Here is a 14,183-nt window from a genome sequence, read left to right on the forward strand (position 1 = left end):
ATGGGGCATTGGGCATGGAAGATGAGAAAGCAAGGAACAGGGAGACAGGGAGACAAGGTGACTTGAGTGAGTACTTATAACAAGTCTTTCTCCTTATCCTTCCTCTTCACAATGCCCAATGACCCATGCCCCATGCCCAATGCCCCACTTTAATAAAGCTTGTGCCAAAATTAAACCAAACTTGAGAGGAAAACCGAAGTAGCATTTATACCTATATCAGGAAAGCAAAACTATGCAACCAATTCGTCAGGGTGATGTTATCTTACTACCTGTGCAGCAGGTTGAAGGACAAAAAATACCTCACTTAACTTTGGCAGAAGGCGAAGTTACGGGGCATAAGCATCGCATTACTGAGGGAAACGCCGAATTATACGAGAAAGATAGCACACTTTATTTACGTGTGTTTTCAGAGTCGGCATTGCTTGCCCATGAGGAGCATAAAGCTATTTCTATTCCCCAAGGTGATTGGATAGTGAAAATTCAGCGAGAATATGAGCCTGAAGGTTGGCGATATGTCGCTGATTGAAAAGTTAACGCCTGAGCAAGAGGCTTTGATTCCAGTTTATCGGGAGAAGTGGAGAGCGATCGCGCTTTCAACTGAGCGGATTGATCGTGAAAAAGCGGCCAAGGTAGTAAAAGCTGCTTATGTATTTGTGGGATTATCTAAGCCTGAGATTTTATTTTTTGATAGTCCCTATGCTGCTTGGGCTGCTATTAATGGTGGCTTGAAGAGCAAATTGGAATATAAGTTATATCAGGGATTATGGAAGTTAATTTTTGGTTTGCGTGAGATATATCAACAGCTACATATAGAAATTATTAATAAATTAAGTGCAGAATTTTCTAGCGATGCTTATATTTTATTAAGGCAAGATTCATTGTATTTAGGTATACCTTTAATAAATGAATTAGATGATACAGAGCAAGATGTAGCATCATTAGTAGATTGCTGTATTTCCCCTACAAAAATCCTTCTTAATGGAATTGATAAGGATTTTTGTATTTCAGTGTTAAATTGTACTCATAACTCAAGAAAATGAAATTTATTTCAGGCGATAATTAAGGATTGTGGTTGGATTTTTACATTTGAAAAAATTTGTATAGTATGCGATCGCCCCCTTCACCTGCGCTTTGACAATCAAAATCGCCTCCACGCGGAAGGCGAACCCGCAATAGAGTATGCCGATGGATTTAGCCTTTACTTCTATCACGATGTAACCTTACCTGAAAAATATGGTAATATCCACCCTGAACAATGGCAATCTCAATGGCTTTTATCAGAGGAAAACGCAGAGCTACGGCGAGTACTAATTCAGGGTATCGGTTACGCTAGAATTTGCGAAGAATTGCAAGCTATTGAATTAGATAATTGGCATGAATATACACTATTAGGAATTGATAACAATGTGGATATCGAGCCGATTTATTTATTAAAAATGACTTGCCCTAGTACAGGGTTTATTCACGCCTTGCGAGTTCCACCAAATATGAACTCAGCGCGTGAAGCAATTAGCTGGATAAATTGGGGTGTAGATCCAGAGACATTTGGCGTGCAAACATAATTACTTAAAGGACTTCCCCATTTAGAAATTGTTCAAGTAGATGAAAGTTTTTGATTAGTAAAAATGATTTACACGCTAACACCTGAGCAAGAGGCTTTGATTCCAATTTATCGGGAGAAGTGGAGAGCGATCGCTAAATTTCAAGGTAATGACAATCCATTCATACTAGATGTCACATTAGCAGAAAGGACATACTATAAATTCTTAAATGCAGTAACTTGAGAGTTAATTATTTATTTTTGAGTAGTACAGTGAAGATACTACCATTTGGATAATTATCTTCAATAGTAATTGAACCGGAATGGGCTTCGAGCGCCATTTTGCAGAAAGCCAATCCTAAACCAATTTGCGAAACTTCTGGTATCGAAGTTCCAATTTCATACTTATCGAAAATGATTTGTCGTAACTCCAGACTTACTCCCGAACCAGAATCAGCGACTTGCACTTTTACACCACCTGCTGCTAAATACTCTCCCCGTAGGGTGACTTGAGACTTGGACGGGGAGAATTTAATGGCATTGGAGAGCAAGTTATCCAACACTCGACGAAAGATAACTGCATCTACTGCAACAATACCACCAGGTTCGGGTAGTTCGCGTATCAGAGTCAGGTTCTTTTGATTAGCGATCGCCTCAATATCTGCCAATGCTGACATACACAGCGTACAAAGGTCTACTTCTGTGTAGTTGAGAACCATTTTCCCAGATTCCAGCTTTGCCATGATCAGCAAGCTGTCGATCAACGATTGTAGTTGTTGTCCAGCAACTAAAATTTGATTGACTTTTCCTTGATGCTGTTCAAATGACAAACCTGACAACCGTAGAATCTCTGCGCCTAAAACAATACTGGTAAGTGGATTTCGCAGATCGTGTACAATCATATTTACCATGTCTTCTCGCAGTTTTAGCAATACTTGCATGTTGTCGTATTGCTGTTTAATCCGCAACATGGAATGAACTCTAGCTCGTAATTCCACACCATTGACGGGTTTACTAATAAAGTCATCTGCACCCGTCGCCAGACATCGAGCCAAATCTTCTTTATCGGTTAATGCTGTCACCATAATAATCGGCACTGCTTGCCATTGTGGATTGGCTTTGATGCGTCGGCAGACTTCCATCCCATCAAGATCGGGCATCATCACATCTAATAAAATCAGATCGGGCTGAAAACTGTCGAGGCGGTTTAGAGCTTGTTGACCACTAGGAGCGTAGTATAGCTGGTAGTTTTCACCATCCAGCAAGGTTTCAATTACATCAAAGTTATCGGGTTCATCATCGATTACTAAAATAGAGAGTTGATTATCCATCGAGAATTTCCGTTACCTTCCTAAAAGTTGTTGAATTGTGGTTACAAGCTGTTTAAGTTTTACGGGTTTGGTCAAATATTCGTTAGCTCCAGCTGCAAAACTTGTTTCGCGATCGCCGGGCATAGCTAACGCCGTTAGTGCAATTATGGGAATATGCATAAATTGTGATTCTTTACGAATGTGGCGGATGGCTTCCAACCCATCCATTCCCGGCATTTGAATGTCCATCACAATTAAGTCAGGGCGTTGAACTCTGACAAAATCGATAGCTTGTTGTCCATTGTTTGCCAAAATGAGATGATACCCTCGACTTTCAAGATAGCCAGACATCGTATCAATATTTGCTTGATTATCTTCTGCCAACAAAATCAAAGGAGTTTCCAAAAAGACTTCTGGCAATACAATTAAATTTGGCGAGTTAGAACGGGCAGGATGTTGTAATTTCTCTATAGTTACCTGAAGTTGAGCGCGGGTAATGGGTTTGACCAGATATTCAAACGCTCCCTGAGCTAGTCCTTTGCTATGTTCATCCACAACTGAAATGATGATCGTTGGAATATCTTTGGTTTTTGGGTTGGTCTTGAGTTGATTTAGCACCTCCCAACCCGATAGATTCGGTAGTTGTAGATCGAGAATGATTAGAGCAGGTTGAACTCGCACCACCTCTTCTACGGCTCCTTCACCTTGGGGATAGATGATAGATTGCATTCCCATTTCGTTGAAATAACGAGTAATCTGATCGGCCGCCGCCACAGAATCTTCAATAATCACAACTTGAGCATTTTCAGCAATTAAGGGATAGCTAGGTAATGAAGTAGTTACCTGCGTCCTGAGAAGATTATCGCTGGTACGATAGGGAATGCGAACGGTAAAACAACTTCCCTTTCCAACTTCACTGCTAACTAAGACTCTTCCTCCATGTAGGGTAATAATCTTTTGTACCAGTGCCAAACCTAGACCAGTGCCACTGTACTGGCGGTTAAGGCTGCTGTCAAGCTGGATAAAAGGCTGAAACAGCTTGCCAATTTCTTCAGGGGCGATACCGATGCCGGTGTCAGTGATATAGAAGCAGAGATTTGGGAAAGATGAGGAAAACAAGGAAGAATTTACTTCCCCTGCTCCCCTGCCCCTCTGCCCCCTCCAGCCTGACTTTTAGCGTTACAGATCCCCATTCTGGCGTAAACTTGACAGCGTTACTTAACAGGTTGATCAGTACTTGACGCAGGCGGCGATCGTCTACTTGGATGCTGTCAATATTGTCAGAAATATGATTACTAATATGATTACTAAGACGAATATTTTTTTTCAAAGCCATCTGTTTGACAAAGGCAAGGCTGGTATCACACAGGCTCCTAACAGAAACATCACTTAGTTGCAGTTCCAGTTTGCCAGATTCAATTTTAGACAAGTCTAGAATGTCGTTGATTAGTTCTAGTAAGTGTCTGCCACTGCGCTCAATAGTGGCGATCGCTTTTGCTTGTCTTTCATTAATGGAGCCGAATACACTTTCTTGTAAGCCCTCTGACATACCCAAAATCGCATTAAGAGGTGTTCGCAATTCATGGCTCATGTTTGCGAGAAATTCGTCTTTGAGGCGAGTGGCGCGGGCAAGTTCCATATTGGCGTTAGCAAGCTGCTCATTCGTTTGCCGCAATTGTGCTTCGGCTTGTTTGCGTTCTGTGATATCTTCGTGAGATACCACTACGCCAATCACCTCTTTGGCGCTATTGGTCAGGGGAATTTTATTAGTTCGTAGCCAGAGTTGTTCGCCATTAGCCCCTTCAAATGGCTCTTCATAGCCTAGCTTAGGTGTTCGAGTATTCATCACCATCTCATCGTCTGCACAGTAAAGGTGTGCCAACTTTGCCCAAGGTAATTCAAAATCGGTCTTGCCGATAATTTCATCGGCTGTCAGTTGAGAATGGTCGATAAATGCTGGATTACAGCCGAGAAAGCGTGATTGGCGGTCTTTCCAGAAAACACGTTGCGGAAATGTATCTAGTACAGTTTGCAGCATTTTACGTGATTCTTCCAGTTCTTGCGCGGTCTGTTTGCGTTCGCGGATATCAAACAGGGTGGTGCGGCTGTATAGATAGTTACCCTCTGCATCCTTGACAACAGTAGCGCTTACCAGCACTGGGAAAACTGTGCCATCTTTACAAATCATGTCAAATTCCACATCCTTCAACGAACCCTGCTTTTTGAAGTGAGGATAGTTTTGTGCGAAGGACAAGCGACTGGCTGGGGTGAAAAAATTCAGCAGGGGTTGACCAATCATTTCCTCATGCGTATAACCCAACCATTGCAGTTCAGTCTCGTTGACCTTGAGCAATCGGCCTTCGCTATCGAGGGAATGATAGCCACAGGGAGCATTATTATATAAATCTTCGACCTCATGGGCATATTTCGCCAATGCCTCTTGTGCCTCTTTTCGTTCGCTGATATCAGCGATCCGAACTAGATTCATGGTGCGTCCGGCTACAGTAATCGGCTTGGCTGCAATGTTTCCCCAGAAAATCTTACCCTGAAGAGTAATATATTCAATCTCTAGGCTCCAGAAACCTTTTGACTGCATATCTCTGACGATCGCATCCGTTTCGTTGGTAGTGAATGGCCGCAACTGGAGTGTCTGCCCATTGATATCGATCAATTCAGCGTTGTCAACCGCCTCAAACATTTCTACTGCCCGCCGATTGCAATCTAGGGTGAGCAGGGTTTGCGGATCGACTAGAAAAATGGCATCGGCAGATTCGTTAAAAATTGCTTCTCGCAAATCCCGATTGTGGATGAGTTCCTCTTCGGCTTGTTTGCGTTCGCTGATATCATAGTTAACCCCAATCATCTGTACAGGTTCACCCTGTTGGGCACGCTTGAGAATGCCGTAGCCTTTAAGATAACGAATTTCTCCACTTGGTTGAACGATGCGGAACTCGACATTATATTCTTGCTTTCCTAGCAAAACTTGCTCTATAGTTTCCAACATATAAGGGCGATCGTCTGGGTGCAGGCAGTTTAACCAAGCATCAAAAGAACCGTCAAAATCAGTGTTGCTCACTCCATACAGTTCGTACATCCGATCGTCCCAAATCTGCTTTGCTTGGACCAAATCATATTCCCAAATACCAAATCCTCCAGAGCTAATAGCTATGGTTAGCCGTTCGGAGAGGTGATGCAACTGTTCTTCTGCTTGCTTGCGTTCGCGCAGCGCGGCTTGCTGTTCGCTAATATCGGTCAGTGTGCCAATGTAGCCAATAATGGTGTCGTTGGTGTTGATTTCGGGTAGCACTTGGACATAGAACCAGTTGATGCTGCCATCTGGGCGTAGATGTCTGCCCTCACTCTGATAAAATTCCCTTGGGTTAACAGGTTCTTGCTCAAATTTTAGAGACCATTCCCTCCCCAAACGCTCGGCGTCTTCTGGGTGCAAAGCCTGTAGCCAACCTATCCCCAATGCTGCCTGTGTTGGTCTACCAGTCATCTCACTCCAGCGATCGTTAGCATAGATGCAGTTACCAAAGGCATCCAGTCGGAAAATAGCTACAGGAGCCGCTTCTGCCAAATTTGCATAACGGAGTTCGCTGTCTCGCAGGGCTGTTTCTATTTGTTTTTGCTGGGTAATATCTTTGGCAATACCCAGAAAGCCGATATTGTTTCCTTCTAGATCCTGGAGAATTTTTACTGACAGAAATACAGGGAACCGAGAGCCATCTTTACGAATGTAAGTCCATTCGTTTTCATAGGTATTTCCGTCTTGAGTGACGATAGTAAAAAATTCCCTACCAGGTGCAATTTCCCTACCCAATTTCAACGAGAGTTCTGCTGCTCGTTGTTTGAGTTCATCTGGGTCGTGAAATGTAGTTGGATTTATTTGCCGAACAACTTCATCTGCTGTGTAGCCCAACATTTTCTGAGCAGCTGCGTTGAAGGTTTGAATGCCATTTGAGTTATTAGAAATAATGGCATAGTCAGTGCCATCTAAAATAGCTTGTTGCAAATTAACGATCGCTAACAATTGAGCTTCTGCCTGTTTGCGCTGTGTAATATCAATATGACAACCAATCATCCGCAGGGGATTGCCGTCTCGATCCCACGCAATGACGCGACCGGAACAAATGACCCAAACGGTAGAACCATTTTTATGTCTATATCTCACCTCATTGTAAAAGGGGATTTGTCCGCGACTTTGGACGTGTTGCTCAAAAAGTTCCAGAACACCTGGTAAATCCTCTGGAAAAATCAGGCGTTGCCAGCTCTCTGGTGTATTTGGCAACTCACGATCTTCATAGCCGAACATCTGCTTGAAGGTTAAGCTCAAGTACTCCTGATTGCCGGGAATATCCCAGTCCCAGTAACCTGCTAGGCCGACTTCAAGAATTTGCTCCAGAAGATGTAATTCAATTCGCAGCATTTGGGCCCGCCGCCGTTCCTCCTCTGAGAGCTTGCGTTCTGTGATATCTATCAGCACGCCCAGCATTCGCAGTAATTGTCCGGTTGCGTTGTAAACTCCCCGTCCTTTTGCCGATACCCAATGAATACTGCCATCTTGCCAGACAACTCGGTATTCCACAGCATAATCGGTTTGTGTGGCGATCGCCTGCCTCAGTTGCTGCTCAATACATTCTCGATCCTCTGGATGTACTTGACCCCGCCACTTTTCATAAGTCCAGTTCACATCACTCAGATCGGCACCAAAACAGCGAATTGCATTCTCGCTAGCAAATATTTGATTAGTGATTGGGTTCCATTCCCAATAGCCAATACCAGCAAAACTCAGGGTCAGCTTGAGTTTTTCTTCACTGGCTTTTAGCGCTGCTTCTGTCCGTTGGCGTTCTGCTAGTTCTGCCTGTAGTTGCTGATACGCACTTCCCTGTTGAATGGCGATCGCTATTTGCACCGCTAGTCGATCTAACAAATCTAGTTCTACTGATTGCCAATGACGAGACGCACTACATTGGTGAGCAATTAATAATCCCCATAATTGCTCTTTGACCAAAATAGGTACTACTAGATTGGCTTTAACTTCAAATTGTTCTAGAAGCTGCAAATGACAATTGGTTAAGCCAGCCTGATAAATATCGTCGATTGCTCGTTTTTTCCCTTGACGATAGTCACTTCTGGCTCCCTTGTGAAAGCAGGTGTCTAGAATCTGCTTTCCCACAGCCACTGTCCAACCAGGAAGCACTGACTCTGCCATAATTGTGCCGCTCATATCCGGCTGAAATTGATAGATAACTACTCTATCTACTTTGAGAAACTGCCGCACTTCTGTGGCTGTGGTACGCAGAATCTCTTCTAACTTTAGAGACTGACGAATCCGTAAGGCGATCGCAGCAATCAGTTGTTGTTGTTCCCGACTTTGTTCTAACTGTCGAGTCAAATCCATCCGCTCAATGGCATGATGAATTGCACCTTGAAGAACTTCAGATGTGAGTTTCTTTTTAACCAGATAATCTTGCACACCACTTTTCATCGCACGGACAGCAGTAATTTCATCCCCTTGTCCTGTCAGCATAATTACAGCAGTTTGAGTATTGCTATGGCATTCCCGAAACTGCTGAATAAACTTCAGTCCATCCCGATCGGGCAACGCAAAATCTAGCAAAATGATATCTGGTATCTCCTGTTGACACCATTTCAGTGCTGGCGTTCTCGTCTCAAATTCCAAAAAGCGGTAGGTATACAGGCTGTCTTGCTCCAAAAATCGACGATATACTCAATGCGTTCGCTTCTCGTCTTGATAAACACGCTTTGGTTGAGCGCCAAACTCAAGCAAAGCTAGACGACCTGAGAATGAATATTGCTCACTCATTACCTCACGAACTGAATACGCCTTTAAATGGTATTCTCGGTATGTCACAGTTGTTAATACAAAATTGTGAGTTCATGCCTGACTCTGAAGAAGTCGAAATTGCCGAATTAATTTACAAATCTGCCAATCGCTTGAATGCACTAGTTCAAAGGTTTTTATTATATAGTAATCTGGAATTAATCACTAAAAGTCTCGAAAAAACTCGTCAATTCAAAGAAAAAAAAGATAGATGTTTGGCTGAAAAGATTATTATTGAAATAGCTTTTAAAAAAGCTAAAGAAAACTGTAGATCAAAAGATTTAAAATTAGAGATCCAAGAATCTACAGTACAATTGTCAGAAGAAAATTTGAGTATTCTGATTGAAAAATTACTGGATAACTCTTTCAAATTTTCTTTACCAAGCAGCAAAATTCAAATTCTAAGTAAGATAGAAGGTAGCAAATTTAATTTATATGTAATTGACAATGGCAAAGGAATGAAAATTGAAGAGATTAGTAAAATTGGAGCTTTTGTACAATTTAATCGAAAGTTATGGGAGCAACAAGGCTCTGGCTTAGGACTGGCTATTGTTCAGCATATAGTTAAATTATATGGTGGTGAATTTACAATCGATAGCATTCCTGAGAAAGGAACTATTGTAAGTGTTAGTTTGCCTTGCTAGTACAGTACGGCGTAAATAAACCACCCATTCAAAACCAATGTAAATGCTTACGCTGTATTAATTTTGAATGCGTGAATTTTGAATTTTGAATTCCGCCTTGCAGTACTAGGGTGTACTTGCCAATATAATCACAATAAAATAGCCAAGTTATTATTCAGTGGTTTGAAGTGCGTTTTTTTAACACCAGATTTGCACAACATGACCTTTCAACTGTTGTCCTAACCAAGGTGTATTTTGTGAAAGTGTATAAAGACTTTTCCGTTCGACTTTCCAAGTTTGCTGGGGATCAAATAAAGTAAGTTCCGCTAGTTGATGAGGTACGATCGCACTTACTTTTTCCCCCAAACACTCTGCTGGATTGGTACTCAATGCCCGCCATAATTCTAAAGCTGTAAATTCCTCAGTTTCAACGAGATATTGCCATAAAAGAGGTAGTGCTAATTCTAAACCAATTGCTCCTGGAGGCGCTTCGGCAAAGGCTTGGACTTTTTCTTCGTAGCTGTAGGGTGTGTGATCGATAGCGATCGCATCGATTACACCCGCACGTACCCCTGTACGTAACGCCGCCATATCACTGGGATTACCTAAAGGCGGATCTAAATGCAAGCTGCTGTGATAACTCTTAACTGCTTTTGTATCAAGTAAAAGGTGCATCCAGGTGGTGCTGGCGGTGATGGGTAAACCAGCCGCTTTAGCTGAAGCAATTAATTCCACGCTGCGAGCTGTGGAAACACGCATGATATGAACTGGTGTGCCGATGGTTGCAACCAATTCAAGCATAGCTGCGATCGCAGTTGTTTCCGCGCTGGTGGGTATTGGGGGTAAACCAAAACGGAGAGCATTTGTCCCTTCTCTCATTACACCATTGGCTGTTAACTGGCGATCGCTAGGCCAAAATGCTACTGGTTTGCCCAAAGGCTGGAGATACTCTAACACTCGCTGCACCAGCGCCAAATTTTCTAAGGGCTTACCATCAGTAAAACCAACAACTCCAGCAGACGCTAAATCTGCCAATTCCGTCATCTGCTTCCCAGCAACATCTACGGTGATAGCACCCCAGATATGAAGCAGGGGAGACAAACTCTTCTCTGCCCCTCTGCCCCTCTGCCCCTCTGCCCCTCTGCCCCTCTGCCCCTCTGCTCTCTTGTGCTGCAATGCCACAAGCGCAGGGTTATCAATAACTGGGGATGTATCGGGTAAAATACTAACTCTAGTAAAGCCGCCAGCAGCAGCAGCTTGTAAGAAAGACAAGAGGGTTTCCCGTTCTTCAAAACCAGGTTCACCAGAGTGGCTGTACAAATCGACTAACCCAGGGCCGAGAACTAATCCCTGACAATCTCTGATTTGAGTATCGGAACTGATGTCAGAAATGTGCGAAGCCACTTCTCGGATATAACCATCAGCAATCAGTACATCAAAGAGTTCGTCAATTTCAGAAACAGGGTCAATTACTCGTACTTTTTGCAGCAGTTCAATCATAAAAGTTTTAGTTATGAGTTAGGAGTTAAGTAGGTAGGCATAATTAAACATAAAGTAAAATCCTAGTTCGTAGTGAGCGATTCATCGCTCAAAGAAAGGATTATAGGACTAAAGTCCTTACTACAAACTTTAATTTATTTACGTCTAGCTACTGATAAGTTATTTGTTTTTCAGTCATTGCTTCTAACTTTATTCCTCACTCTTCACTCCTCACTTTTTCTAACTCCTTCTTACTCAGAACTCAGCACGGGCTAAACGCCCCGCTGACGCTAACAGCACTCACAACGCTCCCGCTGCTGTTTTATCTAGTACACCTCCACCAAAGTGATAAGTGATATTCATTGCTTGCAGTACTGGTAAACCATCGATTCCAGCAGGGTAGTCGATAACACTGACTGCACCATTACCCTGACGAAAACTCCAGAAGTTTTCCAGCGATAAACCCAGAATGTGACAAAGCAAGGTTTTGTTAGTAGCGTCATGAGCTACTACTAATACAGTTTTGAATTGATTATTTGATGCTGCTTGCAGAATTGATTGCCAAGCTGCAACGCTGCGCTCCCACACCTGTTGTAAATTTTCCCCTTCAGGCATTTGCACTTGCGTTGGTATCAACCGCCATCGCTGCAATTCTCCTGGGAACTCTTGCTCTATCTCTGTTTCTAATTTTCCTTCCCAGAGACCATGACTGATTTCTCTTAAACCATCTTGCAATTCTAATTTTACATCCGGATGTTGTTTTAAGATAATCTCTGCTGTTTCTTTAGGGCGCAGCATTGTGCTACTGTAAGCATTATCAATTGCTACATCTTGAAGAAATTCGCTGGCTTTTTGTGACTGTTGTCTACCGTTGTCGTTGAGGGGGACATCAATTTGTCCTTGAAACCTGGTTTGGCGATTCCAGTCGGTTTCACCGTGACGCACTAGTAACAATCGTACTCCTTGATGATCCGGTCGCAATGAAGGTAGAGTTTCTCCGGTGTGTTGCGTCTGATTTAAAGATTCTAGCTGGACTGGTTCGCCTAATCCTCCAGCAAAATTTAATACGGTGATACCACAGTTAGATTGCTGTATTGAGTGGTAGCGACTGGGAGGGATTCCTAACGCTGTGCTAATCAAAGCGCGATTGATTCCGTTATGTCCCACTATGAGAATGGTTTCGCCTTGATGTTGAGACAAAATTTCTTGCCAAAACTGCCGTGCTTGTTCGTATAAAGCAAGAACGGGAAAATGTTCTCTTGTTCCTTCTGCATCATTAAGCAACATTCGCAGTTCGTCGGGGTGTTGATGCCAAGTGCGGTAGTCTTCAGCAAATTTTTGCTTGACTTGGGCAGTCAGCAATCCTTCCCATAAAGGTAGATCGATTTCTAGTAGCAAATCAGAAACTTGAACTACAGCAGATTTTTGAGCATGAGTAGCTAACTCATTATGGATAATATCTGCTGTGTGTTTCGCTCGTTGTAAAGGACTGCTGTAAATCGTATTAAATAAGATATTGCTGAGGGCTTTGCCTACTAGACTTGCATCCTTACGACCTTTTTCGGTTAATGTTGACGCATCAGTGCGTCCTTGGATGCGCCGCTCAGTGTTATAACCGCTTTGACCGTGGCGCACAATGATGACCTTTAAAGTTTTATTTTTCAAAAGCTTCAGCCTTATTTTTACAAAAAATACTCAATTAATGCTCAAATTAATTAATTAAGTGCATAGTTGCACATTAAAAGTATAGATTTATACTCATTTTTAATGCTCAATATATGCTCAGATTTATCTTACTTCCTAATTACTCCAAGTAATACTCTGAGTTAAAATGACTCCTTACAGTACAAGCATTCTAGCCATCTTTGTCATCAGGGCATTCATTCTTATCTGTTAATAGTTCCATCCTTTGACTGTAGATGGTAGACTGGAGGCAATTCTAGACATGAATAGGGATATCGTGAGAGTCATTATCACTCACTATTGATAATAGATTGGGTGCGATCGCCGGAAATACGATCGAAGATGTAATCCATGAAGTCTTGTATCCAGCATTGCCAGTCGGGCGGATACCGTAACGTCGGCATGAGAAACGGTCAAAATACTTTTGAATATCAATAGCCTGCAAACAGCAGATATCCCTTGTGAATTATGACTAGTATTTCTGCATCACCAATCAAGCTGCATCGTCATCGAGAGCAATTTCCCGCTTTAGGGAATAAGGCTTATTTTAACTATGGAGGACAAGGGCCCATGCCCCAAAGGGCAATGGATGCGATCGCCCAAACTCAAGCTTACGTTCAGCAAATAGGCCCCTTTGGCAATGAGGCGTTTAGCTGGATAGCACCTCAAACTCAAGCCGCTAGAGTTGCGATCGCTTCGGAGTTAAATGCACCATCTGAAACAATTACTCTCACTCAAAATGTCACTGTTGGCTGTAATATCGCCATGTGGGGCATTGAATGGCGGGCTGGCGATCATCTGCTACTCTCAGACTGCGAACATCCAGGCGTAATTGCTACAGCACGAGAAATCTCGCGGAGATTCTCTGTAGAAGTTACCACTTGTCCCCTAAAAGCGACTTTAAATGAGGGCGACCCTGTAACCATCATTGCCCAGCACTTGCGCCCCAATACCCGCCTAGTAATATTGAGTCATGTTTTCTGGAATACCGGTCAAGTTTTACCTCTAGACAAAATTGCCGAAGTATGCAGAAATAATCATTCTGCACTATTAATAGATGCTGCTCAGTCTGCTGGTTTATTGCCTTTAAACTTGACTGAATTGGGAGTAGATTTTTATGCTTTCACTGGTCATAAATGGTTATGTGGCCCTGCGGGTGCTGGTGGCTTGTATGTCCGGCCAGAAGCACGAGAAAGCCTAAAACCTACGTTTATTGGCTTGAATGGTGTTGTTGTAGATAGTCAATCTCAACCTGTAGATTGGCTTCCAGATGGGCGACGATACGAAGTATCTACATTAGCTTATCCGTTGTATCTTGGTTTGAAGGAAGCGATCGCAATTCATCAGCAATGGGGAACGTCACAGGAACGTTATGAGCAAATTTGTCATAACAGTGAGTATCTCTGGCGACAATTGACGGCGTTACCTGATATTAAATGTTTGCGAACTTCCCCACCTGAAAGTGGTATAGTCTCCTTTCAACTTGAAAATAATCAACCTCAAGCTAATTTGAAGTTAGTAAAATTTTTGGACTCACAAAAAATATTAACTCGGACAATTGCCGATCCTAGCTGTATACGTGCTAGCGTCCATTACTTTACTTTAGAATCGGAAATCGACCAATTGATTGAGGCGATTCAAAATTTTTGCAAAATTAATTAAAAGTTATGAGTTGTAAGTTAGCGTGTATAAATTATGAT

The 14,183-nt window shown here is 42.6% G+C and carries 10 protein-coding genes and 1 pseudogene; 5 read left to right on the forward strand and 6 right to left on the reverse strand.

Annotated features, from left to right (window positions below):
• Positions 1-232 precede the first annotated feature (232 nt).
• The 3 genes and pseudogenes from RMZ95_RS05840 (at position 233) to RMZ95_RS05850 (ending at position 1,784) form a co-directional block, all read left to right on the forward strand.
• Positions 233-526 carry a hypothetical protein gene (locus RMZ95_RS05840; RefSeq protein ID WP_322672895.1) on the forward strand — a complete coding sequence of 98 codons (294 nt, stop codon included), beginning with the start codon at positions 233-235 and terminating at the stop codon, positions 524-526.
• Positions 513-1,562: pseudogene (locus RMZ95_RS05845) on the forward strand (DUF6745 domain-containing protein). The gene RMZ95_RS05840 and the pseudogene RMZ95_RS05845 overlap by 14 nt, the downstream one beginning before the upstream one ends.
• Before the next feature lie 63 nt (positions 1,563-1,625).
• Positions 1,626-1,784, forward strand: a complete 159-nt coding sequence (locus RMZ95_RS05850) for a hypothetical protein (protein ID WP_322684978.1) — start codon at positions 1,626-1,628, stop codon at positions 1,782-1,784.
• Positions 1,785-1,791: 7 nt separating this feature from the next.
• Here the strand turns inward: RMZ95_RS05850 and RMZ95_RS05855 are convergent, their stop codons facing one another.
• From RMZ95_RS05855 to RMZ95_RS05865, 3 genes are read right to left on the reverse strand one after another with little or no spacing between them, the layout of a single operon-like run.
• Positions 1,792-2,871: a response regulator gene (locus tag RMZ95_RS05855; protein ID WP_322684977.1), complete on the reverse strand. Its 1,080-nt coding sequence runs from the start codon at positions 2,869-2,871 to the stop codon at positions 1,792-1,794.
• Positions 2,872-2,883: 12 nt separating this feature from the next.
• On the reverse strand, positions 2,884-3,969 hold the full coding sequence (locus tag RMZ95_RS05860) for a response regulator (protein ID WP_322684976.1): 1,086 nt from the start codon (positions 3,967-3,969) through the stop codon (positions 2,884-2,886).
• Complete coding sequence (locus RMZ95_RS05865; RefSeq protein ID WP_322684975.1) at positions 3,926-8,569, reverse strand: PAS domain S-box protein; 4,644 nt, start codon at positions 8,567-8,569, stop codon at positions 3,926-3,928. The genes RMZ95_RS05860 and RMZ95_RS05865 overlap by 44 nt, the downstream gene beginning before the upstream one ends.
• 50 nt (positions 8,570-8,619) lie before the next feature.
• On the opposite strand from RMZ95_RS05865, the gene RMZ95_RS05870 reads away from it, so the two are divergent.
• Positions 8,620-9,342, forward strand: coding sequence for a HAMP domain-containing sensor histidine kinase (locus RMZ95_RS05870; protein ID WP_322684974.1), 723 nt, complete (start codon positions 8,620-8,622; stop codon positions 9,340-9,342).
• A 177-nt stretch (positions 9,343-9,519) separates the two neighbouring features.
• On the opposite strand, the gene RMZ95_RS05875 is transcribed toward RMZ95_RS05870, so the two are convergent.
• From RMZ95_RS05875 to RMZ95_RS05885, 3 genes are all read right to left on the reverse strand, one after another.
• On the reverse strand, positions 9,520-10,821 hold the full coding sequence (locus RMZ95_RS05875) for a dihydroorotase (protein WP_409882162.1): 1,302 nt from the start codon (positions 10,819-10,821) through the stop codon (positions 9,520-9,522).
• 279 nt (positions 10,822-11,100) lie between these two features.
• Complete coding sequence (locus RMZ95_RS05880) at positions 11,101-12,465, reverse strand: histidine phosphatase family protein (RefSeq protein WP_322684972.1); 1,365 nt, start codon at positions 12,463-12,465, stop codon at positions 11,101-11,103.
• A 274-nt stretch (positions 12,466-12,739) separates the two neighbouring features.
• Positions 12,740-12,928 (reverse strand): hypothetical protein, encoded by a 189-nt coding sequence (locus tag RMZ95_RS05885; RefSeq protein ID WP_322672903.1) that lies wholly within the window; start codon positions 12,926-12,928, stop codon positions 12,740-12,742.
• Positions 12,929-12,951: 23 nt separating this feature from the next.
• Here RMZ95_RS05885 and RMZ95_RS05890 point away from each other — a divergent pair, with 23 nt between their 5' ends.
• The gene (locus RMZ95_RS05890; RefSeq protein ID WP_322684971.1) at positions 12,952-14,145 is read left to right on the forward strand and encodes an aminotransferase class V-fold PLP-dependent enzyme; all 1,194 of its coding nucleotides are present in this window, start codon (positions 12,952-12,954) and stop codon (positions 14,143-14,145) included.
• Positions 14,146-14,183 lie beyond the last annotated feature (38 nt).

Origin of the sequence: Nostoc sp. DedQUE07 (genome assembly GCF_034530975.2) — a bacterium.
Taxonomy (GTDB): Bacteria; Cyanobacteriota; Cyanobacteriia; order Cyanobacteriales; family Nostocaceae; genus Nostoc.

Excerpts from the sequence above, each read along its gene's own strand:
- RMZ95_RS05855 (WP_322684977.1), bottom strand. The coding sequence starts at position 2,871 with ATGGATAATCAACTCTCTATTTTAGTAATCGATGATGAACCCGATAAC.
- RMZ95_RS05850 (WP_322684978.1), top strand. The coding sequence starts at position 1,626 with ATGATTTACACGCTAACACCTGAGCAAGAGGCTTTGATTCCAATTTAT.
- RMZ95_RS05890 (WP_322684971.1), top strand. The coding sequence starts at position 12,952 with ATGACTAGTATTTCTGCATCACCAATCAAGCTGCATCGTCATCGAGAG.
- RMZ95_RS05875 (WP_409882162.1), bottom strand. The coding sequence starts at position 10,821 with ATGATTGAACTGCTGCAAAAAGTACGAGTAATTGACCCTGTTTCTGAA.
- RMZ95_RS05840 (WP_322672895.1), top strand. The coding sequence starts at position 233 with ATGCAACCAATTCGTCAGGGTGATGTTATCTTACTACCTGTGCAGCAG.